This window comes from Dyella lipolytica (genome assembly GCF_030160075.1).
GTDB classification, from domain to species: domain Bacteria; phylum Pseudomonadota; class Gammaproteobacteria; order Xanthomonadales; family Rhodanobacteraceae; genus Dyella_B; species Dyella_B lipolytica.
The window spans coordinates 388,812-413,611 of sequence record NZ_BSNQ01000003.1; the positions used below are offsets into that span (position 1 = coordinate 388,812).

General features: G+C 61.5%; 23 protein-coding genes. 14 read left to right on the plus strand and 9 right to left on the minus strand.

Annotated features, from left to right (window positions below):
* Positions 1-2: 2 nt before the first annotated feature.
* The 3 genes from rnc (at position 3) to recO (ending at position 2,477) form a co-directional block, all read left to right on the plus strand.
* Positions 3-662 carry a ribonuclease III gene (gene rnc, locus QQL64_RS03385; RefSeq protein ID WP_284395899.1) on the plus strand — a complete coding sequence of 220 codons (660 nt, stop codon included), beginning with the start codon at positions 3-5 and terminating at the stop codon, positions 660-662.
* 135 nt (positions 663-797) lie between these two features.
* Positions 798-1,739, plus strand: coding sequence for a GTPase Era (gene era / locus QQL64_RS03390; RefSeq protein WP_284395900.1), 942 nt, complete (start codon positions 798-800; stop codon positions 1,737-1,739).
* Positions 1,740-1,766: 27 nt separating this feature from the next.
* Positions 1,767-2,477 (plus strand): DNA repair protein RecO, encoded by a 711-nt coding sequence (gene recO / locus QQL64_RS03395; protein WP_284395902.1) that lies wholly within the window; start codon positions 1,767-1,769, stop codon positions 2,475-2,477.
* Here the strand turns inward: recO and QQL64_RS03400 are convergent.
* Positions 2,474-3,208 (minus strand): response regulator, encoded by a 735-nt coding sequence (locus tag QQL64_RS03400; RefSeq protein WP_284395904.1) that lies wholly within the window; start codon positions 3,206-3,208, stop codon positions 2,474-2,476. The genes recO and QQL64_RS03400 overlap by 4 nt on opposite strands.
* Positions 3,209-3,254: 46 nt before the next feature.
* Between QQL64_RS03400 and QQL64_RS03405 the strand changes: the two genes are divergently transcribed.
* From QQL64_RS03405 to QQL64_RS03435, 7 genes are all read left to right on the plus strand, one after another.
* Entirely contained in the window at positions 3,255-5,276 is a 2,022-nt protein-coding gene (locus tag QQL64_RS03405; protein WP_284395906.1) for a DUF748 domain-containing protein, read from the plus strand.
* A 133-nt stretch (positions 5,277-5,409) separates the two neighbouring features.
* Complete coding sequence (rlmD, locus tag QQL64_RS03410; protein ID WP_284395907.1) at positions 5,410-6,723, plus strand: 23S rRNA (uracil(1939)-C(5))-methyltransferase RlmD; 1,314 nt, start codon at positions 5,410-5,412, stop codon at positions 6,721-6,723.
* Positions 6,724-6,742: 19 nt separating this feature from the next.
* Positions 6,743-7,282: a CYTH domain-containing protein gene (locus QQL64_RS03415; RefSeq protein WP_284395909.1), complete on the plus strand. Its 540-nt coding sequence runs from the start codon at positions 6,743-6,745 to the stop codon at positions 7,280-7,282.
* Entirely contained in the window at positions 7,282-8,283 is a 1,002-nt protein-coding gene (nagZ, locus tag QQL64_RS03420) for a beta-N-acetylhexosaminidase (protein WP_284395913.1), read from the plus strand. The genes QQL64_RS03415 and nagZ overlap by 1 nt, the downstream gene beginning before the upstream one ends.
* Positions 8,284-8,292: 9 nt before the next feature.
* Positions 8,293-8,844, plus strand: a complete 552-nt coding sequence (locus QQL64_RS03425) for a hypoxanthine-guanine phosphoribosyltransferase (protein ID WP_284395915.1) — start codon at positions 8,293-8,295, stop codon at positions 8,842-8,844.
* Positions 8,845-8,895: 51 nt separating this feature from the next.
* Positions 8,896-9,645, plus strand: coding sequence for an S-methyl-5'-thioinosine phosphorylase (locus tag QQL64_RS03430; RefSeq protein WP_284395916.1), 750 nt, complete (start codon positions 8,896-8,898; stop codon positions 9,643-9,645).
* A 162-nt stretch (positions 9,646-9,807) separates the two neighbouring features.
* Positions 9,808-10,014: a cold-shock protein gene (locus QQL64_RS03435; protein ID WP_126672720.1), complete on the plus strand. Its 207-nt coding sequence runs from the start codon at positions 9,808-9,810 to the stop codon at positions 10,012-10,014.
* A 68-nt stretch (positions 10,015-10,082) separates the two neighbouring features.
* On the opposite strand, the gene QQL64_RS03440 is transcribed toward QQL64_RS03435, so the two are convergent.
* Both QQL64_RS03440 and QQL64_RS03445 read right to left on the minus strand, forming a co-directional pair.
* A complete protein-coding gene (locus tag QQL64_RS03440) occupies positions 10,083-11,855 on the minus strand; it encodes an ABC transporter transmembrane domain-containing protein (protein ID WP_284395918.1) in 1,773 nt (590 codons plus the stop codon).
* A 52-nt stretch (positions 11,856-11,907) separates the two neighbouring features.
* A complete protein-coding gene (locus QQL64_RS03445; RefSeq protein ID WP_284395919.1) occupies positions 11,908-12,528 on the minus strand; it encodes an IMPACT family protein in 621 nt (206 codons plus the stop codon).
* Between the two features lie 87 nt (positions 12,529-12,615).
* Here QQL64_RS03445 and QQL64_RS03450 point away from each other — a divergent pair, with 87 nt between their 5' ends.
* Positions 12,616-13,371 (plus strand): YdcF family protein, encoded by a 756-nt coding sequence (locus tag QQL64_RS03450; RefSeq protein ID WP_284399631.1) that lies wholly within the window; start codon positions 12,616-12,618, stop codon positions 13,369-13,371.
* Between the two features lie 71 nt (positions 13,372-13,442).
* Here QQL64_RS03450 and QQL64_RS03455 read toward each other — a convergent pair whose 3' ends face one another.
* Positions 13,443-14,498, minus strand: a complete 1,056-nt coding sequence (locus QQL64_RS03455; RefSeq protein WP_284395920.1) for an NAD(P)-dependent alcohol dehydrogenase — start codon at positions 14,496-14,498, stop codon at positions 13,443-13,445.
* Positions 14,499-14,735: 237 nt separating this feature from the next.
* On the opposite strand from QQL64_RS03455, the gene QQL64_RS03460 reads away from it, so the two are divergent.
* On the plus strand, positions 14,736-15,602 hold the full coding sequence (locus QQL64_RS03460; RefSeq protein ID WP_284395921.1) for an AraC family transcriptional regulator: 867 nt from the start codon (positions 14,736-14,738) through the stop codon (positions 15,600-15,602).
* Positions 15,603-15,631: 29 nt separating this feature from the next.
* Here QQL64_RS03460 and QQL64_RS03465 read toward each other — a convergent pair whose 3' ends face one another.
* Positions 15,632-17,062, minus strand: coding sequence for an aldehyde dehydrogenase family protein (locus tag QQL64_RS03465; RefSeq protein WP_284395923.1), 1,431 nt, complete (start codon positions 17,060-17,062; stop codon positions 15,632-15,634).
* Positions 17,063-17,313: 251 nt separating this feature from the next.
* The gene (gene xseA, locus QQL64_RS03470) at positions 17,314-18,681 is read right to left on the minus strand and encodes an exodeoxyribonuclease VII large subunit (RefSeq protein WP_284395925.1); all 1,368 of its coding nucleotides are present in this window, start codon (positions 18,679-18,681) and stop codon (positions 17,314-17,316) included.
* Between the two features lie 133 nt (positions 18,682-18,814).
* Here xseA and QQL64_RS03475 point away from each other — a divergent pair, with 133 nt between their 5' ends.
* Together QQL64_RS03475 and QQL64_RS03480 are read left to right on the plus strand one after the other, a co-directional pair.
* Positions 18,815-20,773: an acetyl-CoA hydrolase/transferase C-terminal domain-containing protein gene (locus QQL64_RS03475; protein WP_284395927.1), complete on the plus strand. Its 1,959-nt coding sequence runs from the start codon at positions 18,815-18,817 to the stop codon at positions 20,771-20,773.
* 223 nt (positions 20,774-20,996) lie between these two features.
* Positions 20,997-21,809, plus strand: coding sequence for an HD-GYP domain-containing protein (locus QQL64_RS03480; protein WP_284395928.1), 813 nt, complete (start codon positions 20,997-20,999; stop codon positions 21,807-21,809).
* Here the strand turns inward: QQL64_RS03480 and aat are convergent.
* From aat to trxB, 3 genes are all read right to left on the minus strand, one after another.
* Positions 21,793-22,542, minus strand: coding sequence for a leucyl/phenylalanyl-tRNA--protein transferase (gene aat, locus QQL64_RS03485; RefSeq protein WP_284395930.1), 750 nt, complete (start codon positions 22,540-22,542; stop codon positions 21,793-21,795). The genes QQL64_RS03480 and aat overlap by 17 nt on opposite strands.
* Positions 22,539-23,675 carry a GNAT family N-acetyltransferase gene (locus QQL64_RS03490; protein ID WP_284399632.1) on the minus strand — a complete coding sequence of 379 codons (1,137 nt, stop codon included), beginning with the start codon at positions 23,673-23,675 and terminating at the stop codon, positions 22,539-22,541. Before QQL64_RS03490 ends, aat begins: the two co-directional genes overlap by 4 nt.
* Before the next feature lie 69 nt (positions 23,676-23,744).
* Positions 23,745-24,707 (minus strand): thioredoxin-disulfide reductase, encoded by a 963-nt coding sequence (trxB, locus tag QQL64_RS03495; protein ID WP_284395932.1) that lies wholly within the window; start codon positions 24,705-24,707, stop codon positions 23,745-23,747.
* Positions 24,708-24,800: the final 93 nt, after the last annotated feature.

Consider the following 24,800-nt stretch of genomic DNA (forward strand, 5'->3'; position numbering starts at 1 on the left):
CAGTGGAATTGAAATACCACTTCCGCGATGCATCGCTTGCCGCGCTGGCTTTGACTCACCGCAGCGCGGGCAAGCCCAACAATGAACGCATGGAGTTTCTCGGCGATGCCCTGCTCGGCGCTATCGTTGCCGAGATGCTGTATGAGACGCATCCAAAGGCTACCGAGGGCGAGATGTCGCGCCTACGCGCACAGCTGGTCAACGGTCAGGCGCTGGCGGTCATGGCACGCGAGCTGGAACTCGGCGAGCGCCTGAAACTTGGTTCCGGTGAGCTCAAAAGCGGTGGCTTCCGGCGGGACTCCATCTTGGCCGATGCCTTCGAGGCGTTGGTTGCGGCGGTTTATCTCGACGGCGGTTTCGAGGCTTGCAAGGATACGGTACGCACCCTTTTTGCCGACCGCGTAGCAGCCCTGCCGCGCTCGTCCAAAGATGCCAAGACCCGACTACAGGAATGGTTGCAGGCACAAGGCTTGCCCTTACCTCAGTATGAATTGGTGGGGACGCAGGGCGAGGACCATGCGCGCATCTTCGACGTGAATTGCGTGGTGGCCGAACCGTTCGCGATGACAGCCGCAGGCCGCGGCAGCAGCCGACGGCTCGCCGAGCAGGATGCCGCCGAACTCGTGCTTGGCCGCTTGCTAGACACCCAGGACGGTCGCTAACACCCAGGAATGGCCGGTATCGCTCCGGCAGGCCTTAACCCGTTTCTCACTTCGGGACACACATTCCCGATCCAGTGGCGTTTGCCGACGCGCAGCGCCATGCTTACGCCTATCTACAAAGAGTAACCCTGTGCCATGAACGACGAACGCGAAGGCTATGACCTCGCTGACCACGAATTGCCGCATCCGGATTTCCGTTGCGGATTCGTAGCGCTGGCCGGCCGGCCCAATGTCGGCAAGTCGACCCTGCTCAATGCTTTAATCGGTTTTCGCCTGTCGATTGTCAGTCCCCGGCCGCAGACGACGCGACATCGGATACTCGGCATCGCGACCAGCGAAGCGGGTCAGATCCTGTACGTCGATACGCCGGGGCTGCACCGCGGCGCCAAGCGCGCCATGAACCGCAGCCTCAATCGCGCCGTTCGTTCGGCCATCAGCGAAGTCGAGGTGGCCGTGCAAGTGATCGAGGCCGGTCGCTGGACCGATGAGGATGAGGCGCTTTACGAAGCGCTGGCCGAACAGAAAATTCCACGCCTGCTGGTCATCAACAAAGTCGATCTGAGCAAAGACAAAACAACGTTGCTGCCCTTCATCGCCGAGTTGAGCGAAAAACACAGCTTCGACGCCGTGCACTACGTGAGTGCACTCAAGCGCAAAGGTCTTGAAGCGCTTACCCGCGACATCCTCACGCGCCTGCCAGTGCGCGCACCGGTATTCGGCGAAGATGAAATCACGGATCGCAGCGAACGCTTCCTGGCTGCCGAAATGGTGCGCGAACAATTGATGCTGCGGCTCGATCAAGAACTGCCGTACGCCACCACCGTCGAAATCGAGCAATTTCAGGATCGTCCGGATGGTATTGCGGAAATCCATGCCGTGATCTGGGTCGAGCGCGACGGTCAGAAAGCTATTGTCATCGGCCAGGGTGGTGAGCAGTTGAAAGCGATTGGCACAGCGGCTCGCCGTCATATGGAGCGCATGTTCGATCGCAAGGTTTTCCTCCGGCTCTGGGTGAAGGTCCGCGAGGGCTGGGTGGATGACGAGGCGATGTTGAAGCAGTTCGGCTACACGGATTAATGAGGCCAGGATGGGGTATCGGCGACCATGCTCGTTGAGCAACAACCCGCCTTTGTGCTTCACACACGACCTTACCGGGAAACGTCGCTACTGCTCGAATGCCTGACGCGCGATTACGGCCGCATCGGCGTCGTCGCCCGCGGCGTACGCAGCCAGCGCGGTCGCTTGCAGCGAGCACAACTCGAACCGTTCCAGCCGCTTGTGCTGGATCTGCACATGCGCGGCGAGCTAGCCACTTTGCGTAACGCCGAGTCCGCTACGGCGTCGTTGCGCCTGTTGGGGGATGCGGGTCTCGCTGGTCTCTATGTCAACGAACTGGTCGTGCGAATGACGGAGCGGCAGGATCCGCATCTGTCGCTCTATGTTGCTTACGCGCAGGTCCTTTCGCGTCTCGCAACTGGAGAATCACTGGCCTGGCAACTGCGCCGTTTCGAACGGGATCTGCTCGACGCGCTCGGTTACGCCCTGCAACTCGATAGCGATGCGGATAGCGGCGAGTCGCTGCAAGCGGATGTGCTGTACGCGTACCGGCCCGAACATGGTCCGGTGAGGTGCAGCGCCAGCGATCCTGGCGCGCTGCGAGGCGCGGATCTCCTGTTGCTTCTTGAAGACCGCATGCCCGATGCGCAAGGGTTGCACGCCTTGCGCGGCATGATGCGCGAGTTGATCCGTTTCCACCTGGGTGGTGTCGAGCTGCGCGCCTGGCGCGTATTGCGCGGAGCGCTCGCGCGTCGTTAGTGCGTTTCTAGCGCCTCGATGGTCTTTCGCAGCGACTCGCGAAAATCCGCCAAAGGCAACATGGCACCGTGATGGGCCAGTTTCAGATGCTGTTGCAAGGCCACAATATGTTCGGACAGCGCGGATGCGCCGCAGAATCCGCAGGAAGAGCGCAGCTTGTGTAAGCGAGCCAACAGCGCGCCGGCATCCGAACTTAGACCATCCAGCTCCTGATAGATGTTCAACAGCTCTTGGCGAAACAGGCTGCGCAGTGCCTGAACCACGGTAGGCGTACCGCTGGTGCTCAACGCCAGTCCATCGTCCAGCACGGGGGCATCATGGCGATGGGTGGTGGCAAGCGTCAGGATGTTCCGCAAATCGAGCAACGTGCACGGCTTGAGCAGCACGGCATGGAAACCGGCGGCGAGCAGCGCTTGCTGCTCGCTGACATCGAGCTCCGCGCTGCTGGCGACCGCAGGGCTGCATAGCGAACGCGCCTGCGGGTCGTTACGCAGGCGGGTCAGCACACTGACCGCATCGGTATCGGGCATGCGGCAATCGAGCAGCAACAGATCGAACGCATGGTTGCTCGCCTGATCCAGCGCCTCACCCCCATCCGCGCTGAGGGCGACGCGAGCACCTAGCTGCCGCAGACCATCCCCCAGGAAGCAGCGGCTGGTCGCATCGTCATCCGCTACCAACACGTAGGGTTCGGCCGAGCGGGCGGGGAGGGCATCCGACGGGTACGGCATGAAAGTAGTCCGCTGCGTTCAGCTTAGTTTGGCAGAATGCGCTTACATGTTTCGACTATTCAGCCGCCTGCTCTGTTGCCTATGCACCCTCTCTAGCCTGCTTTGGGTGGCGCCGTCGTGGGCCGATACGGTGATCGTCGCCAAACGGGTCGATCTGCCGGGCGTAAGTTTGCAGGAGATGCGCGTGCAACTCGTACCTGGTGCGGATCCCGACACCGTGCGAGTCAGTCTCCATGCTGGCAAGGCCGATATCCCGGTACTCGGCTGGCGACGGGTGGGACTGACCCTGGATGGCACTCTGAAGCGCGATGTGCAGATGCGTTGGCTGTTCGATGGCGCGGTGCAAATCGACGGCGCTCCCGGTGGCGCGCTCGGCAACGCCATGCTCGATCTCGTGGTGGATGCCTCGGCCAATACGCTCGAGATCGATGCGAACCAAGGCCCGACGCACATCGGTACAGCGTTTCCCCTGGATCAGCCCACCCATGTCCAGGTCAATCTGCGCAACCTGCCCGCGGGCTGGTTGCAGGGTGTGCTGGGTACCGTCTGGGCGGGGCATATCGCGAGCGGGAAACTGGATGCGGATCTCGCGCTGGATGGGCGCGACGAAGGTTTTCAGTCGTCCGGAGATTTCACTGTCGCGGATCTCAAATACGCCACGCCCGCAGGCAATCCGGCCGGCCAGGGCTTGGCCGGGCATGGGCGTTTCGCGTTCGATGCCACCAGTCATCCGGCGCAGCTGACGTTGAACGGTGGCCTGCGCGGCGGGGAATTGCAGCTCGGCCCCGTGCTTGCACGACTCCCTGCGCACGACGTGGAGCTGGACCTCAGCGCCAACGTCGAGCACGGCGCACTGGATATCAGCCGCCTGCGCATGGATGACGCCGATGCCTTGCAGTTGGAAGGTGCGCTATCTATCGATGCCAAGGGCAACCTGCAGAAAGTCAAACTCGACCATTTCCAGGCACGGTTTCCCGCCGCCTACGATCGCTACGGCCAGCCGTGGCTGGATAGTGCCGCAGCACCGAACCTGCACCTCGCCGGACAGCTCGAGGGACACCTCGACTACGTCGACGACACCTGGCGCAGCTTTGCCTTGCGTACCGATGGGCTCGATGTGGCCGACAGCAGCGGTCAGCTGCAAGCCAATGGTTTGCATGGCGCGGTGGATTGGTCCGCGCAAGCCGATAAATCGCCCACCACACTCGCCTGGAATCAGCTGGTTCTGCGCCGGTTTGCCGTGGGTGCCGCGCAGTCGCACTGGCGTAGCCGCAACGGTAGTCTCGGACTGCAATCGCCGCTGGACATTCCGATACTGAAGGGACAAGCCCAGATCACGGCGCTGGAGTGGCGGCCTGCAGCCACCAAGGCGCCTCGCTTGAATCTTGCTGCGACCATTGCCGGCGTGGATATGGCCACGCTCAATCAAACCCTCGGCTGGATGCCGTTTGCCGGCACGCTGGGCGGCAGCATTTCCTCCATGCAATGGACCGGCGATCGTTACGCGCTGGAAGGTCAGCTGACGATCAAGGCCTTCGATGGAACAGCCGTGCTGACACACATGTCCGTGCAACGGCCTCTGAGCGACACCCCCATCGTGGCAACGGATATCGCTTTGCACCAGCTGGACCTCGCCCCGCTTTCCGACACCTTCAACTTCGGCAACATCAGCGGACGGCTGGACGGTTCCATCGACGGTTTGCAGCTCGTAGCGACCAGCCCGATCGCGTTCAAGGCCTCCTTGCTTGCCCAAAACGGTGGGCGAATCAGTCTGCATGCCGCCAACAATCTATCCATCGTGACCGGCGGCAGTGCGGCAAGCGGTCTGCAAGGTGCCGTGTTGAAGCTGTTCAAGACGTTCAATTACAAGCGCATGGGCATCAACACCAGCTTGCAAGGAGGTGTGTGCACGTTGAGCGGCCTGGACGGCGATACAAGCGGCTACACCATCGTCGAAAGCAGCGGTTTGCCTTCTTTGCATGTGGTCGGAGAACAAACCCGCATCGACTGGCCGGTACTCATTCACCGCCTCAAGGCGGCGTCCCAGGGCACCGTCGCCGAACGCTAAGAGGACAGCCTCTACAGGCCCGCTGGTATCATGCGGGTCTGCGGCTGGTCTTTTACGGATCGTGCCCATTCTTTTCACCCCACTTTCTTGCCTGGGTCGCCCGATCCGGGCGCCATGCTTTCAAAGAGTGCCGATGAACGAGTTCGAAGCCCCTATCACCGATTTGAGTCACGATGGCCGGGGCGTTGCACGCATCGACGGCAAGACCGTATTCGTCAGCGGTGCCTTGCTCGGCGAACAGGTGCGCCTGCGGATCCGCAAACGCCACCGCAACTTCGACGAAGCCGAAACCATCGAGGTGATCGAGCGATCGCCGCATCGGGTCGAGCCGCGTTGCCCGCATTTCGGCCAGTGCGGCGGATGCTCGTTGCAGCATCTGGATGCTTCCGCGCAGATCGAGGCCAAACAGCGCGTGCTGGTGGACAACTTCGCGCGCATCGGCAAGGTGGAGCCGGAAAGCTGGCTGCCGCCGCTCACGGACGAGGCATGGGGTTATCGCCGCAAGGGACGCCTATCCGTGCGTGCAGTGGCAAAAAAGGGTCGTGTGCTGGTCGGCTTTCGCGAAGAAAGCAATCCGCGCTTCGTCGCCGACATTACGCATTGCGACGTGGTGCATCCTGCACTCGGATCGAAGATCGGTCTGCTCGGTGAACTGGTCGGCGGCATGGATGCTGCAGCCGATATCGCGCAAATCGAATTCGCTGCCGGCGACGACACCATCGCGCTCGTTTTTCGTCACCTCAAGCCCCTGAGCGATCGCGATCGCTCCGCGCTGGTAGCGTTTGCGCAACAACACGGTTTTGCGATCTACCTGCAACCCGGCGGCGTAAGCAGCGTGCACCCGTTGTGGCCCGAACACCCGCGGCTCGCGTTCCGCGTCCCGGCAGGCGATGGCGTCGATGACGTCGAGCTCGAATTCCAGCCGCTCGATTTCGTGCAAGTCAACGCGGGCATGAACCGGCGAATGATGGCGCGCACGCTGGAACTACTCGATCTACAACCAAAGGATCGGGTGCTCGATCTGTTCTGCGGGCTGGGCAACTTCACCTTGCCGTTGGCGCGGCGCGCAGCCGAAGTCACCGGCGTGGAAGGCGAGCATGGATTGGTCGCCCGTGCCGCCGACAATGCGGCACGCAACGGCATCGCCAACGCCAGTTTTCACGTCGCCAACCTGTTCGAGGATCAACGCGGCGCCGACTGGGCACGCAAGCCTTGGGACAAGCTCTTGCTCGATCCGCCGCGCGCCGGTGCCGACAAGGTGCTGGAATACCTGCCGCACAAGGAGACGCGTCGCATCGTCTACGTCTCGTGCCATCCGGCATCGCTGGCGCGCGACGCCGGCATCCTGGTCAACCAGCACGGTTTTCGTCTGGTATCGGCCGGTGTGATGGATATGTTTCCGCACACGGCGCATGTCGAATCCATTGCGTTGTTCGAACGCGGCTGAGCGACGGTAATATCCGACGATGGGCATCGAAATCGAACGCAAATTCCTGCTCGCCAACGACGCGTGGCGAGCAGCCGTGAGGGACAGCAAGCACATCGCGCAAGGTTATCTGGTCGGCGTACGCGCATTGCGCGACGGCGCGGCGCGAGCCTCGGTGCGAGTACGCATCAGTGGCGAGCAGGCGTGGCTCAACATCAAGTCGGTCGAGTTGGGTATTTCACGTGCCGAATACGAACTGCCATTGCCGCTTGCCGATGCGCAAACCATGCTCGGCACGCTGTGCGACGGCGTGCTGGAAAAGACACGGCATCATGTCGACGTCGACGGCTGGTTGTTCGAGATCGATGAGTTCCAGGGACACAACCACGGCTTGATCGTGGCGGAAATCGAATTACCCGCTGCTGACGCAACGTTTCCGCGTCCGACCTGGCTGGGGCGCGAAGTCAGCAATCTGGCGCGCTACTACAACGTCAATCTCATTACGCACCCGTTCGCCCAATGGAGCGAAGCGGAGCGTGATGCGGCCGATGCCGAATTCGCTTCCGGAGGACAAGCCTGATGCTGCTGATCGGCATAGCCGGTACCGAGTTGCTGGCGCACGAGCGCGCTTGGTTGACTGCGCGAGGTGTGGCAGGGGTTATTTTGTTTTCCCGCAATTACGCCAACCGCGAACAGTTGCTCGCGCTGGTGGAGTCGATCCGCACAGCGGCAGGCGAAGAAATCCTGATTGCGGTCGATCAGGAAGGCGGCCCTGTGCAACGTTTTCGCGAGGGTTTCACCCGTTTGCCGGCGCTGGTCAAGATCGGCGAGGTGTATGACCGTGATCCCATCGAAGCCGTGCGGCTGGCTGAAGAACACGCCTGGGTGATGGCCAGCGAACTGCGCGCCAGCGGCGTCGATTTCAGCTTTGCGCCGGTGGCCGATCTGGCGCGCGGCAACGCGGCGATCGGCCCGCGCGCTTTCCACGCCAGTGCGGACATCACCGGCGAGCTGACCCAGGCCTACGTACGCGGCATGCATCTGGGCGGCATGGCGGCGGTACTCAAGCATTTTCCCGGTCATGGTTCGGTCGCCATCGATACGCATAAGGCGCAGGCCATCGATCCGCGTCCGCTGGAGGAGATCCGCCGCAATGACCTGCGTCCGTTCGTCGAAGCGTTCTCGGCGCATGCCGAAGCCGTGATGATGGCGCACGTGGTTTATCCCGCGGTAGACGATCAGCCTGCGGGGTACTCCCGCCGCTGGATCCACGACATCCTGCGCCAGGAGCTGGGTTTTCAGGGTGCGGTGATCAGCGATGACATCAGCATGGCCGCTGCCGGCGTGGCCGGCAGCGTGGGTGAACGTGTACATGCGCACCTTGCCGCCGGCTGCGACCTGGTGCTGGCCTGTTTCCCCGAGGTCGTGGACGAGGCGATTGCCGCCATGCAGCAATCTTCGGAGTCCAGCATGCAACGTGTCGCCACCCTGCGTGGCGCCATTGGCGCGACCTGGGCCGGCCTGCTCGACAACCCGCAGCGCGACCGCTTCGTCGCCCGCATCACCGCACTGGATCGCTAAGGAATTGCCATGAGCCAAGCTCTCCCATCGCTGGCAGATGCACTACTTCGTTCCGACATACTGTTCGAGCGCGAAGCGCTGGACACCCTGATCGCCGATATGGGCCGCGCCATCGACGTAGCCCTCGATGGCGAACGCGCCGTGTTTCTCACCGTGATGAACGGTGCGTTGATGTTCGGCGGCCAGCTGGCACTGTCGATCCGCACCGATCTGGAATTCGATTACGTTCACGCCACCCGTTATCGCGGCGCCACGTCCGGCCATGATCTGCACTGGTTGCGTGAGCCGATGGCTTCGCTGGAAGGGCGTACCGTCCTGCTGGTCGATGACATTCTCGACGAAGGGCACACGCTCAAGGCCGTGCGTGACGATTGTCTGCGTCGTGGTGCGACGCGCGTACTGGTGGCCACGCTTTGCATCAAGCGACACGATCGCCGCGTCGAAGGCATCGACAGCGACTTCAACGGCGTCGAAGTACCCGACCGTTACGTCTTCGGCTACGGCATGGACTATCACGAGCAGGGCCGTAATCTTCCGGCCATCTATGCACTGAAAGAATAGGGCGGACGAATCTCAGCGTCCCCTTCATCAAAGTCTCCACTAGGCACACCCATGACTCCATCGATCGATCTCGCCGTCATCGGCGGCAGCGGCCTGTACCAATTCCCGGGCCTGGAAAACACCACCCGGCAACGCGTTGAAACACCTTACGGCCCGGCATCCGGCGACGTGGTGATCGGCGATTTCGCCAGCCGACGCATTGCGTTCCTGGCGCGTCACGGCGAAAGCCATACGCTGCCGCCGCATCGCGTGAACTACCGCGCTAACGTGTGGGCACTGCACCATTTAGGCGCGCGCCGGGTGATCGGCGTCAACGCGGTGGGCGGTATCCGTCATGACATGGGGCCGCGCGTCATCGTGGTGCCGGACCAGATCATCGACTACACCCATGGGCGTTATACGAGCTTTTGCGACGTCGAAGGCGCCGAGGTCAAGCACATCGATTTCAGCGAGCCCTACACGGCCTCCTTGCGCAATGCTCTGATTGCCGCAGCGCAAAAAGCCGGCACCGCCGTGATCGACGGCGGTTGTTACGGCGCGACCCAGGGACCGCGCCTGGAAACCCGTGCGGAGATCGCCCGTATGAAACGCGACGGCTGCGACCTGGTTGGCATGACCGGCATGCCCGAGGCGGCCTTGGCGCGCGAATTGCAGCTCGATTACGCCTGCCTTGCGCTGGTTGCTAACTTCGCCGCCGGCTGCGGCGACGAGGCTGAAATCAGCATCGAGGAAATCTTCGCGCACCTGGCCGCGGCCACGGCAGCGGTGCCTCCGATACTCGCCGAGTTGCTCAAAAGCTGAGCAACCGTTCCGGCTTCGGCATGACCAAACGCCGCCGCATATTGCGCTTTGACTAGAAACATGCAGATACTTTCCCTGTGCCAGGGGCGGCGGACCTAGGGGTAGAGGTGGTTCTCGCAGAGACTTGGTGCATCCAGTCCTTTAGATTCAGAGGTTCACGCAATGCGTTTCGGTACGGTCAAGTGGTTCAACGACGCCAAGGGTTTCGGCTTCATCGCACCCGAGGACGGTGGGGAGGACGTGTTTGTCCACTTCTCGGCGATCAACTCCAAGGGCTTCCGTAGCCTGCAGGAAGGCCAGCGCGTGAAGTTTGAAGTGACCCAGGGCCCGAAAGGTGCCCAGGCTTCCGGGGTCGAACTCGCGGTCTGATCAACCCGTCGTATGCAGTATCGAGAAAGCCTTGCGTTGCGCAAGGCTTTCTCTTTTTGGGGATGTGCTCAGGCGACGAACTGCAGGCGCGCCAATTCGGCGTACAGACCTTCCTCCGCCAAGAGGCTTGCGTGAGTGCCTTGCGCCACGATCCGGCCGCCATCCATCACCACGATACGATCCGCACGTTGCACGGTCGCCAGGCGATGGGCGATCACCAGGGTAGTGCGACCTTTTTCCAGCCGCTCCAGCGCCTGCTGGATGGCCGCTTCCGACTGTGCATCCAGCGACGAGGTCGCCTCGTCCAATAGCAGCAACGGCGCATCGCGCAGGATGGCCCGAGCAATGGCAATGCGCTGGCGCTGGCCGCCGGACAGGCGCACACCGCGCTCGCCCAGCTCTGCGTCGTAGCCGTTTTGCAGCAGCTGGATGAAGTCGTGCGCCTCGGCGGCATGCGCGGCGGCATGCACGGCCTCATCGCTGGCATCCTGCCGACCGAAACGAATATTGTCGGCTGCCGTGCCGCCGAAGATCACCGTTTCCTGCGGCACCAGGGCAATCGCACCTCGCAGTTCCGTGAGTGTCATGGCACGCAAGTCGACACCATCGAAGCTGATGCGGCCGCGTTGCGGATCGTAGAAACGCAACAGCAGCGCGAACACCGTGCTTTTACCGGCGCCGGAAGGCCCCACCAGCGCCACCGTTTCACCGGGGCGGATATCCAGATTGAAATCGTGCAACGCGGGAGCATCGGGCCGGGTGGGGTAGTGGAAGTCGATACCCTCGAAACGGAGCGAGCCGCGTATCGGTCGCGGCAAGGCCAGCGGGTTCGGCGGATTGGCGATGGTCGCCTCTTCGCCAAATAGTTCACCGATGCGCTCCATGGCGCCGGCAGCGCGCAGCACATCGCCCCATACGTCGGACAGACCCATCATCGAGCCGCCGGACAACATGGCGTACACCACGAACTGCGCCAGCACGCCGGCATCCAGGGTGCCTGCCAGTACGTCGCGCGCACCGACCCAAAGTACGAGCGTAATCGCGCCAAAGAACAGCGTAATCACTACTGCGGTCAACATTGTGCGCATGCTGATGCGCTGGCGTGCGGTGGCCAGCGCACGCTGGATCGCTCCCCCATAACGATCGCTTTCGATGCCTTCGCGCGCGTAAGCCTTGACCGCGGGCGCAGCGTTGAGCGTTTCGTTGGCGATCGCTGCCGCATCGGCAAGGCGATCCTGACTGGCGCGCGAAAGCTTCTGCACGCGACGCCCGAAAATCAGTATCGGCAGCACCACCGCCGGAATCACCAGTGCGGTGAGGCCGGCCAGACGCGGACTGGTCCAGATCATTGCAGCGGTGGCGCCGATCAGCATGACGGCACTGCGTAGCGCCACGGAGATGCCCGAGCCGACCAATGCTTGCACCACTTCGGTGTCGGTTCCGAGGCGGGAGATCAGCTCACCCACGCGATTGCGTTCAAAAAAACTGACATCCAGTCGAATCACATGCTCATAGAGTTTTGCGCGCAGTGCAGCAAGCGTGCGCTCGCCCAGCAACGTGATGCAGAAAAAACGCGCCGCTGTCGCAAACGCCATCACCAGAGCGACCACGAACAATCCAAGGAAACTGCTATTGATCGCGGCTGTACTGGAATTGCGAAAACCATGATCGATCATGTGCCGCACCGCGGTCGGCAGCACCAGCGTGGCACCTGAGGAAATACCCAGGAACACCAGCCAACCTAAGGCCAGTTTCCGGTGCGGCTTTACGAAGGGCCATAACAGGCGCAGAGAGCCAATACGGCGGCGCGGCTTGGGATCGTTCGCTGGAGGCGTGCTCATGGGATCTCGTCGTGGGCCGGATCGAATTCAGATGGGGCCCCGGCCATGCGATTCAATGATCGCGGCCCGGAGCCTGCCAATCCAGCGAATACGCTTCGCTACGGCCACGGCTGATATCGATGATGCGTGCCTTGACCTCGTCCATCCGGTCCTTCGGTAAACGCAGATGCAGGGTGACGCCGGTAGCGTCGAAGTTTTCCTGTTCGGTCTCGGCGCCGATCTCCATCAGGCGTGCCTTCATGCGGGCGAGATCGGCGAAGTCGCAATGCACGCCCAGCCGCACCATCGCCACGATGGGAACGCGTTCGGCAAGCCGCAGGCATTCGGCGGCCGTGCCGCCATAGGCGCGCGCCAGACCGCCTGCGCCGAGCTTGATGCCGCCGTACCAGCGCGTCACCACCACGACCACGCGATCGACGCCCTGGCCTTCGATCGCCTGCAGGATCGGGCGGCCGGCGGTGCCGCCGGGTTCGCCGTCGTCGTTGAAGCGGTAATCCTGGCCGATCCGGTACGCCCAGCAGTTATGGGTGGCGGACGGATCGCTCATTTCCTGGACATAGGCGAGCGCCTGCTGCGGCGTGTCGACCGGCGCCGCCTGGGCGAGGAAGCGGCTCTTGCGGATGTCTTCGCTATGGCGCGTAGCGGTGACAAGGGTATGCAACACGGGGCTCATATCGTGCAGGTTAGGCGAAGCAGGGCGGCAGGTCACACATCCGTTGCTTGCGCTACGCTGCCGCTTTCAGGGAGATGGATCGACATGTTGATGCTGCTGCTGATTCTTGTGCTGCTCGGTTATGCATGGGGCCGTTTCCGCTGGCATCGGTGTCAGCGGATGTTTTATGGGCTGGCCTTGCTGCTTTTCTTTGCGGCGGGTTGCGGACCATTACCGGCATGGTTGCTCGCACGTTTGCAGGCACCGTATGCAGCGCAGCCGAATGTCTCATGGACTTCGCGCAATGCCATTGTGTTGCTTGGCGCTGGCACCACGCGTGTTACAGCCACAAACCAAGTGGAGCCGACCATCTTTGCCGACGGCCGCATTCTGGAAGCGTATGCGCTCTACCGTTCGTGTCGGCAGGCCGAGCGCGATTGCAAGCTGGTCGTCAGCGGCGGCGATGCCTTTCGCAACGGCGTTCCCGAGGCGGTTGCTTATGCAACGGTGTTGCAGGCGATAGGTGTCGACCGTTCCGATCTCCTGCTCGAATCGCGCAGCATGAATACCTGGCAGAACGCGCAGTTTGTGAAGCCCATGCTCGACACGTATGCACCGCAACGCGTGGTGCTGGTGTCATCGGCGCTGCATTTGCACCGGGCGCAGTTGTATTTCGCGCATTTCGGCATCGATGCGATACCAGTACGAGGCGATTACGCGGATGTCCGGCTGTCTTGGTTGCCCAATGCCTGGAATGTGAGGCTGACAGATGTCGCCTTGCATGAATACGTCGGGGTGCTGACGTATCACCTGTACAACGCGATGGGATGGAATACGCCGCCCAGCCGGTATGGGGCCGCGTAAAGCGTGGCGATGGCTAAGCCCGCCGCGCACTGCGAGACGGGCTAGCCGGGGCGTTTGGTTGCGCTGCAGAGTTACGCGGTCAGCGAAGCCAGATCGATCACGAAGCGGTAGCGAACATCGCTCTTGAGCATGCGCCCGTAAGCATCGTTGATATCCTGGATCTTGATCATCTCTACATCGGCACCGATGCCATGCTTGGCGCAGAAGTCGAGCATCTCCTGCGTTTCCGCAATGCCGCCGATCAGCGAGCCGGCGATGGAGTGACGACCGAAAATCAAACCGCCGGAATGTACAGGCGGATCGATCGGCTCGACCAGACCCACCAACACATGCACGCCATTCAACTTCAGTGTGGCGAGATACGGATTGAGATCGTGCTGATGCGGCACCGTGTCGAGGATGAAATCGAACTGGCCGGCCACGGCCTTCATCTGCTCCGGATCGGTCGATAGCACGACATGATCTGCGCCCAGCCGACGTGCTTCCGCTTCCTTGCCCGGCGAACGCGTGAACAGGGTGACGTCCGCGCCCAGCGCTTTGGCGAACTTCAGTCCCATATGGCCCAGACCGCCCAGGCCAATCACGGCCACCTTGTTGCCCTTGCCGATCTTCCAGTGGCGCAGCGGCGACCACGTGGTGATGCCAGCGCAAAGCAGCGGTGCGGCGGCTTTGGGGTCGATGCCGTCGGGCACGCTCAGCACGAACTTGTCCGACACCACGATGCGCTCGGAATAGCCGCCGTAGGTCGGCAGCCCGTCGCGGCGATCGGTGCCGTTGTAGGTGAAGGTGGGGACTTCCTTGCAGTATTGCTCCAGGCCCTGCGCGCAGGCGTCGCAGTGCTGGCAGGAGTCGACCATGCAGCCCACGCCGACCATGTCGCCCGGCTTGAACGCCGTGACCTTGCTACCCACGGAAGCGACGCGGCCGATGATCTCGTGGCCCGGCACCATCGGGTAGGTGCTGTTGCCCCATTCGTTGCGGGCCTGGTGGATGTCGGAATGGCAGACGCCGCAATACAGGATGTCGATGACCACATCGTCCGGACGCGGATCACGCCGCTCGAACGCGTGGGGCGCCAATGGTGTAGTGGCGGATTGCGCGGCATAGCCACGGATGCTCAGAGCCATGTATTTCTCCTGGGGAGCAGAGGGAGTGAACAGAGGGCAAGTATGCGCAGGGCGCCAACACAGGGGTAGTCGGATCCTGCGAAATGCTTGCCTGATCCTGCAAACTCTCTCTCAGGCACTCGCCATGGATTGTAGGAACAGGCAATCTTCTGTTCGTCGTATATGCTGACTCTTCCCATGAATAGCGCGCTAAAACCTGTGGGGTCGTTTTCTCGCCTGGCGCAGGATCGCGAGGAATTGACAGCTATCGTTGAACGATTCGCCGGGGTGGAAGGCGTCACGCCTACCGCTTGGCCTACTTTGTCGTTCTTCCGCGCCGACGCACCCAGCGACCGCAGCTGCGCCATGTACGAGCCCTGCATGGGGCTGCTGTTACAGGGCAGCAAGCACGTCCTGCTGGCGGAGGATCGCTTCGAGCAGGAGTACGGGCATTACCTGATCAACTCGATCGACGTGCCGGTGACGGCGCAGGTAATGCGGGCTTCTCCAACAGAACCGTGCCTGTGTCTGACCTTGCGCCTCGATCCCGTGCGCATCGGCGAATTGCTGTCGGAAGTGAAGTTGCCCAAGCCGGCGACGGCCACGGCGCGTGGTCTGGCTTTGAGTCCCATCACCATCGAACTACTGGACCCGTTAGTGCGCCTGGCGCGGCTGCTTGATTCACCGCGCGATCTACCGTCTCTGGCGCCACTGATCGAGCGCGAGCTGATCTACCGTCTGCTTACTGGCGAGCAAGGAGCCCGACTCGCGCAGATCGCCGCGGCCGGAGGGCAGGGCCAGCAGATCGCGCGGGCGATCCAGTGGCTCAAGCAGCATTACAACAAACCGTTGCGCATCGGCGATCTCGCCAACATGGTGAACATGAGCGCCTCGTCGCTGCACCATCACTTCCGCGAAATCACCGCGATGAGCCCGCTGCAGTACCAAAAACTGTTACGCCTGCATGAGGCCCGACGTCTGCTATTGACCGAAGGTTGCGATGTGGCGACTGCCGCGCATCGTGTCGGTTATGAAAGCCCTTCGCAGTTCAGTCGCGAATACAGTCGCCAGCATGGAGCACCACCGCTGCGCGATGTAAATCGGCTGCGGGCGGTGGGCACCTGACCTCCTCGCCCCTTTTTGGGGAGAGGGAGTCAGCTCTCGCGCATCACCATCAACCGAATCTCGCTCATATCTTCAATCGCGTAACGCACGCCTTCGCGACCGATGCCCGAAAGTTTCACGCCGCCGTAAGGCATGTTGTCCACGCGGAAACTCGGCACGTCGTTGACCACCACGCCACCTTGCTCCAAGCCGTTCCATGCACGCATCGCGTGGTCGAGGCTGTCGGTAAAGATGCCGGCCTGCAGACCAAAGTCGGAGTCGTTGACCATGGCGATGGCATCGTCCATGCGTTTGAAGGGTGCGAGCAAGGCGAAGGGGCCGAAGGCTTCCATCCGGTTGGCCTTGGCATCCTTGGGCACGTCCTCCATCAGCGTAGCGTCCAGCATGTTGCCTTTGCGCTTGCCGCCGCACAGGACTTTACCGCCGGCTTTGCGGGCTTCGTCGATCCAGCTTTCCAGGCGCTCTGCAGCCGCTTCGTCGATCATCGGGCCGAGAAAGACATCCTTCTTTTTCGGATCGCCGGCCTTGAGTTGTTTCACAGCGTCGACCAAACGCTTTTTCAGTTCGTCGTAAAGCGATGCGTGCGCATAAATGCGCTGCACGCTGATGCAGCTTTGTCCGGATTGGTAGAAAGCCCCGAAGATTAGCCGCTCGATCACTTTGTCCAGGCGCGACTTTTGGTCGGAGTCGACGATGCAGGCCGCGTTGCCGCCCAGCTCCAACGTCACCTTCTTGTGGCCGGCCATGGCTTTTAGATCCCAGCCGATTTGTCCACCGGTGAAGGAGAGCAGCTTCAGGCGATCGTCAGTGACCAGCGGCGAGGCGTGTTTGCCATCGAGCGTAAGCACCGAAAAAGCGCCCTTGGGCAGATCGGTTTCGGCCAGTATTTCGCCGATGATCAAGGCGCCAATGGGTGTCTTTTCGGAAGGCTTCAGCACGAACGGACAGCCCGCCGCTATCGCGGGTGCGACTTTGTGCGCGACAAGATTCAATGGAAAGTTGAACGGTGTGATGAAGGACACCGGCCCCAGCGGCACGCGTTTGGTGTAGCCGTGATAGCCATCCAAGCGCGATGCCAATTCCAGGTTCAACGTTTCGCCGTTCACGCGCACGGCTTCTTCGGCAGCGATGCGGAAAGTTTCGATCAATCGAGTCACTTCGCCGGCGGAATCTTTGATCGGTTTGCCAGCCTCGATGCACAGCGCCATCGCCAGTTCATCGCGGCGTTCCTGAAAGCGTGCGGCGCAATGTTGCAGCACCGCCTGCCGCGCCCATGGGCGGAAATCCTTCATCGGGCCTGCAGCTTTCACCGCCGCCTTGATCGCCTTCTCGGTAGCGCTCGCATCGGGTACGGCTACGCGCGTGGCGACCTTGCCGCTGTACTTGTCGTACACCTCCATCATGGTCTTGGAAGTTTGCGGCTGGTTGGCCAGGTAATAGGGATAGGTCTTGTCGAGCATGGTCACTCCTTAAAGTAGTCCTTTTCCCGTTGGGAGCGTGGTTGAGGTCAGGGTGCGGGCAGCGCGCAATATTGAATGCTTGTCCGAGATTCCTTTATCGCGCTCCGATCGCACCCTCATCCGTCCTTCGGGAACCTTCTCCTGATTTCAACGCTTTCACAAACAGGGTCGCAGCCTTCATGCGCTACCTCCATAGTGAAGGTGCGCAGCATGCTACGGCGCTCGTTCAAATCCTGTAAGGAAGCGGCGCTTCAGTCGTCGCTGACGCGAAGCGGCAAGTCGCCATCGGCAAGACGGGCGCGAAGTAGTGTATCTACGGCGACGTTTTGCGCCGAGCGCAGCACTTTGCCATCGGCATCGAACAGGATTGCGTAGCCGCGTTCCAGCGTAGCCAAAGGGCTAACGGCGTGCATGGTACGTGCGGTCTGCTGCAACGTCAGGCGCTCGCGTTCCAGTTTGTGTTCGATCGAACGTCGCAGATGCGTGGCTTGTTGTTCGAGTTGCTGGCGCCATAGCGCAAGGCGTTGCCGCGGATGTAGGGCCAGTAGTCGCGCGTGCGCACGTTCGAGTCGCACGGTCTGTTGTGTGGTTCGCGACTGGCGGGCGCCCAGCAGACGGCGCCGTAATTGCAACAGACGTTCGCGGTCACGCGCCAGCCTGGCTTGCGGACGTTGCGATTGAAGTCGCGCTAGCAGGTGGTCGATGCGTTGAATGCGTGCCTGTAGTCGCCGTTCCTGGATGGCGACGATGCGCTGTTGTAACTGTTCCAGATGCCGTCCTAGCGCGACTGCATCGGGCACCAACAGTTCAGCGGCTGCAGAGGGCGTCGGTGCGCGCAGGTCGGCGACGAAGTCCGCGATGCTGAAATCGATCTCGTGCCCGACCGCGCTAACTACAGGTACGGCGCTTGCGTGAATGGCGCGTGCGACTTGCTCGTCGTTGAAGGCCCAAAGATCTTCCAGCGAGCCGCCGCCGCGTGTCAGCAAGAGCACGTCATAACGACCGCAGGCGGATGCCTTGCGCAGCATCGACACGATGGCGGGCGGCGCTTCGCGGCCTTGTACGGGTACCGGCAGCACTTCTACATTCACCAGCGGCCAACGACGAGCGAGCACGCTCAGTACGTCGCGAATCGCTGCACCTGTGGCGGACGTGATGACACCGATGCGCCGGGCAAAACGGGGTAGGGGGCGTTTGCGTTCGGCGGCAAACAAGCCTTCGGCATCCAGCTGTGCCTTTAGCCGTTCGAACTCGCGTTGCAAGGCACCTTCGCCGGCCGGTTCCATATGCTCGGCGACCAGCTGAAATTCGCCACGCGGTTCGTACAGACCGACGCGCGCGCGCATCAGCACGTGCATGCCGTCGGCCGGTTTGAAGCGCAGCCAGCTGGATTTGGGCTTGAACATGGCGCAGCGCACCTGCGCCGCACTGTCCTTCAAAGTGAAATACAGATGGCCCGAAGCGGGGCGCGCCACGTTGGACAATTCGCCCTCGATCCACACCAGCGGCAGCGCATCCTCCAGCAAACCGCGCACCAGCCGGTTGAGCGTGCTGGGCGTTAGGATGTGCCGTGGCGGCTGGCCGCCGGCACCGTCACTGAGGTCGTCGGGCGCGTGCATGGAGGCGGGAGACTAGCACGAACGGCTTGGAGAACATCCTATTGGCGCCTTATGCGCAGGTCACTTCTCATTCAAGTCGTGCAAGCCATTGAGGTGGTGACTATTTGCCAATCGAATCTGGCATGATCGGCCCATGTTGCCAGAGCAGCGTTTTACGGATACCGACGCCTGTGCGCAGCTGATTGTCGAACGGCTGGGTGCGGACTTGCGCGTCGCTGCGCCACTAGGGCTGGGTAAGCCGCACGGCTTGCTCAACGCCTTGTACGGTCTGATGCAGGCCGACACCTGGCGATCGATGACCTTGTATACAGCGTTGTCGCTGACGCGTCCGCAGCCGAAACCCGGGTTGGAAGCGCGTTTTCTTGATCCGTTCCTGAAGCGGCACTTCGGCGTCGATTTCGTCGATCCGCAGTACGCGCTGGATCAGATCAAAGGCAAACTGCTTCCCAACGTCGCCGTGCATGAGTTCTATATGCAGTCCGGTGTCTTGCTGAATTCACCCAGCGCCCAGCGTAGCTATATCAGCCAGAACTACACGCACGTGGCGCGCGATCTGGTCGTGCAGGACATCAATCTGCTGGTGCAGTTGGTATCGCGTCGCGAAACACCCGCCGGTGTGCGCTACAGCTTGTCGTGCAACCCGGACCTTACGCTGGATTTTCTCGATCGCATCAAAGCGGCAGGAAAGTCGCGGCCTTTGTGCGTAGCGGTCGTGCATCCGGCGTTGCCCTATATCGGCGGCCATGCGGAAGTACCGCAGGATTATTTCGATATCGAGTTGGCGCCAATGTCCTCGCCGCCTTTGTTCGCGCTGCCGCGCCTGCCGCTGAACGTTGCCGAATACGCACTGGGCTTGCATGCCAGCGCGCTGGTAAAGGATGGCGGTTGCCTGCAGATCGGCATCGGGGCGTTGTCCGATGCACTGGTCAAAGGCCTGTTGCTAAGGCATCGGGACAATGTGAAGTGGAGGAAGTTACTGCTGTCGTTGGATTCGGGCGGCGTTACCCACGGACTGGCCGCACGCATCGGCGGTCTCGGTAGTTTCAAAACCGGGCTTTACGGCGCCAGTGAAATGGTGATGGATGGTTTCATGCATCTGGCCAAGGCGGGCATCCTCAAGCGGCGTTGCTGGGACAACCTTGCGCTGGAACGCGCGGCGGCGGCGGGACGCCTGGCGGTGGACGTTCCTGGTGGCCATTACCTGCGCGGTGCGTTCTTCCTTGGTTCGCGCGAACTTTATGATTGGCTTGAGGTGACGGCAGGCAGCGATCCGGATGCGATCGATATGTGTCGCGTCTCCAACGTCAATCAACTTTACGGCGACCATCAGCAACTGGCGATGTTGCAACGGCGCGGCGCACGTTTCTTCAACACGTGCATGATGGCGAGTTTGCTCGGTGCGGCGGTTTCAGACGCGCTTGAAAATGGTCACGTAGTCAGCGGTGTGGGCGGCCAATACAACTTCGTCGCGATGGCACACGAACTCCCGGACGGACGGTCTGCATTGCTGATGCGTGCCACACGCGAGGGCAAAAGCGGTGTCGAAACCAATATCCGCTGGAATTACGGGCACACCACCATCCCGCGTCATCTGCGCGATATCGTCATCACCGAATACGGTGTAGCGGATCTGCGCGGCAAGACCGATAGCGAGTGTATCGAAGCGATGCTCGCCATCAGCGATGCGCGTTTTATCGATGCTCTTGCTGCCGAGGCGAAATCGCGCGGTAAATTGGCTGCGGATTTCAAGATTCCGGATGCCTGGCGTCAGCATCGCCCGGCCGTACTGCGTCAAGCGCTGGCCCAGCAGATGCACAAGGGCTTGCTGCCGACATTCCCCTTTGGCAGCGATTTCACTGAAGTCGAGCAACGGTTGCTTCCAGCGCTGGAATGGCTCAAATCGTGCAGCGCGAGCTGGAAAGGGCGCTGGCACTTGCTCAAGGCCGTGTTGCGTCCCGGCGAGACGACAGCAGAGGAAGCTGTCGCACTGGAACGGATGGGGCTGGTTGCGCCTAAGCGATTCGGCGATCGTTTGCAGCGTCGTCTTTTGCAGGCGGCGTTGCGGCGTAAGTTGGAAGCGCCCCCGACCTGATCCGATTGAACTACCACTTACGATCATTCGATGCACGATGTCATAAGCGTCTGCGGGCGCTGGAGTGCCCTTAGACGTTTCCTTCGCCGGCATCCTCGACGATGACGTTGTCCGAAAATTCACAGCACGTGCTGGATGATTTGCGCGTAACCGCACATTGGCTATGTGTACGCCGGTGTCAGAATGCACCTGTACAGGATGCGCCCCGGGGGGAGTGCTGCTCGTGACCTTAAGCCCACAGTTGCGAACTGCCGGCACCTACGTGCTGGTCTCCGCAGCATATATCTGGTTCTCCGGTCATCTGCTTGGAGATTTGGTGCACGATCCGCACCGGATTGTCATGTACCAGATTTTCAAAGGCTGGTTTTTTGTCCTTGGCACGGGACTGTTGCTGTACTGGATGATCGGTCGCACGGTGCATCGTCTGGCTGAAGCCAACCGGCGCCTGGTCGACAGCCACGAGCAAGCTTTGCGCGTGCTGGTTGAGGCCATGGATGTGCGCCATAAGGAAACCAGCGATCATTCCGAGCGTGTGGTGCGCATGACGATGGGTCTTGCCCGTCTGGCCGGGCTGGAGGGCGATGCCCTGCGCGATATCAAGTTCGGCGCATTGCTGCACGACATCGGCAAACTGGCCTTGCCGGATGCGATTCTGATCAAGCCAGGCAAGCTGGATGAAAGCGAAACCCGCCTCATGCGCGCGCACCCGCGCATTGGCTACGACATGCTGCAGCGGGTGGACTTTTTGAGCAGTGCCAGTGTGATTCCCTACAGCCATCACGAGCGATGGGATGGGGACGGCTATCCGCAGGGCCTTAAGGGCGATGAGATTCCGCTGGCCGCACGCATCTTCAGCGTGGTGGATGTGTGGGATGCGCTAAGTTTTCAACGCGTCTACAAGCATGCCTGGCCGGAAGCGGATGTCTTGAAGTACTTGCGGGAGGTGTCGGGGAGCCAGCTGGACCCCACGCTGGTGCAGTTGTTTCTGGACAACTATCCGGCGCTGAAAACGCTCGCACTCAATCCAACCAGATAACGCCTTCATCGTTCAATACGCGTATGGCCGGGATGCTTGGCACGCCGTGCCAGCGCCGCTGATCGAAAGGCGCCGATGCCAAGGTGGCGACGTATTGCAGAAAGGCGCTGCGCGGGATTTCCACGGCGCCCAGGCTAAGCAGATGAGGATTGCTGACCTGCGCGTCGATCAACGGGAAATGCCATTGGCGCAACAATGCGGCAAGGGCGCATACCGCAAGTTTCGATCCACCGCTGCATGCGCTGAACATCGATTCGCCGCAGAACAACTGCCCGATAGCGACACCGTAAATTCCGCCGATCAAGCGTTGGTCGTCCCATACTTCCACGCTATGTGCGCAACCGATGTCGTGTAGCGCACAGTAAGCGTCGATCATGGCAGGGCCGATCCATGTACCTGCTTGTCCTGGCCTAGGCGCTGCGCAGGCTTCCATCACTTCACGAAACGCGCGATTGACTGAGACCTGCCACACCGTGCCTGCCAAGGCGCGCCGCAGGCTGCGATTGGGCCGCAGATAGTCGGTGCGAAAAACGCAGCGCGGATCGGGCGACCACCACAGGATGGGTTCGCCCTCGTTGAACCAAGGAAAGATGCCGTGTGCATAGGCTACTTTCAGGCGAGCAGGTGAAAGATCGCCGCCGAACGCCAGCAGGCCATTGGGCTCGACAAGAGCGGTGCGCGGATCGGGGAAGCGATCCGGAGCGTGTTCGTCGAGCAAGGGTAGGCGGATCATCGTATGGCGTAAGGAGAATGATCTAACAGTTCGTCGGCATAAGCGTCCACGCCCTCGCGTTCCTGTGCAAGCGCGCGGCGCACGGCCGAGCGGAAGCCCTCGTGCAACACGTAGTGACGCGAATGAGTGCGCACCGGCAGAAAGCCGCGTGCAAGCTTGTGCTCGCCTTGCGCACCGGGTTGAAAATGCTGCAAACCCTGTGCGATCGCGTACTCGATACCCTGGTAGTAGCAAAGCTCGAAATGCAGGTCGGGCAGATCCACGCATGCGCCCCAATAGCGGCCATACAAGGTCGTCGCGCTGCGCAGGAACAGCGCCATCGCGACTATTTCCTGATCTTGGTGAGCGAGTGCGAGTTGCACCGTGTTGCCGAGTTCACTGCGCAAGTAGTGGAAGAACGCTTCGGTCAGTGCAGCGTGGTTGCCCTTGGCGTCGAACGTGGCGGTATAAAGCGTATGCACGCGCCGCCATGTTTCGGCGTCGAGTTCCGCGCCTCCGACCATGCTGATGCGCAAACCGTGTTCGGCGACGCGGCGGCGCTCATGGCGGATGTTCTTTCGCTTCTTATGATTCAGCGCGGCAAGAAACGCTTCGAAATCGGCGTAGTCGCGATTGTGCCAATGGAATTGCACGTCGCTACGTGCCATCCAATCGCCATTGAAAGCAGCAAGATCCGTTTCGTCCAAAAAGTTGGCATGAATCGACGACAGTTGCAGCTGTTGCACGTGTTGCTGCATGGCTTGCACCAGCAATGGCTTCAGTGCGGACGCTTGAACGAGATCGCGGCCTGCAAGTAACCGCGGGCCAGGTACGGGCGAATAGGGCACCGCATTGAGCAGTTTCGGGTAGTACTCGCCGCCGGCGCGTTCCCAGGCACTGGCCCAGCTCCAGTCGAACACGAATTCGCCGTGCGAGTTGCCTTTTAGATACAGCGGTACAGCAGCGATCAGCGCGCCATCGCGATAAAGGCCAAGGTGATGGGCTTGCCAGCCCCAGTCGGGGCGGATGCATCCGCTGCGTTCTAGTCCGGCGAGGAAGGCGTGCGAGACGAACGGATTGTCATCGGGGCGCAGCGCATCCCAGTCGGCGCGCGCGATCTCGTCGATGTTGTCGTGGAAGCGTGCTTCGATCACGCGACGATTATCGCGGATGTGGAAGGGCAGTGGGATGTTCACGCACTGCCGCTTCCAACATTCGCATGCTCAACCTGCGGGTTTGCCCTGGTCCAGCCAGCGTTCCGCATCCAGCGCCGCCATACAGCCGAAGCCGGCAGAAGTCACGGCTTGACGATAAACATGGTCGGCCACATCGCCCGCCGCAAACACGCCGGGAATCGACGTCATCGTTGCCATCCCTTCCAGCCCGGTGCGGATCTTGATGTAGCCGTCGTGCATATCCAGCTGGTCTTCGAAGATGCCGGTGTTCGGCGTATGACCGATCGCCACGAAGAAACCGGTCGCTTCGATATCGCGCGTGGCGCCGCTGTTGATGTCCTTCACGCGCACGCCGGTCACACCGGACTGATCGCCGAGGATTTCGTCGATGGTATGGTTCCACACCAGTTCGATCTTGCCGGCGGCGGCTTTCTCGAACAGCTTGTCCTGCATGATCTTCTCGGCGCGCAGCTTGTCGCGGCGATGCACCAGGTACACCTTGCGGCCGATGTTGGCCAGATACAGCGCTTCCTCGACGGCCGTGTTGCCGCCACCGACGACGACTACATCCTGGTCGCGGAAAAAGAAGCCGTCGCAGGTGGCGCAGGCCGATACGCCTTTGCCTTTGTAATGTTCCTCGCTGGCGATCCCCAGATACTTGGCGGTGGCCCCGGTGGCGATGATCAGCGCGTCGCAGGTGTACTCGCCCGAGTCGCCTTTCAGGCGGAACGGGCGCTGTTTGAGGTCCGCGGTGTGGATGTGGTCGTACACCATCTGCGTCTCGAACCGTTCAGCGTGCTCGGCCATGCGTTGCATCAGCACGGGGCCTTGCAGACCCTCGACGTCGCCCGGCCAGTTGTCCACGTCCGTGGTGGTCATCAATTGGCCACCCTGCTGCAAGCCGGTGATCATGGTCGGCTTCAGGTTGGCGCGCGCCGCATACACCGCAGCGGTGTAGCCCGCGGGACCGGAGCCGAGGATCAGCAGGCGGCTATGTTTGGGGGTGGTCATTGCTATAATCCTTAGGGTTTGCTGGCGACTTGTACGGATATTCGCTGTTACGAAGGCGCTGGTTTCACCCGGACGCCGGAACCCGCAAGGATG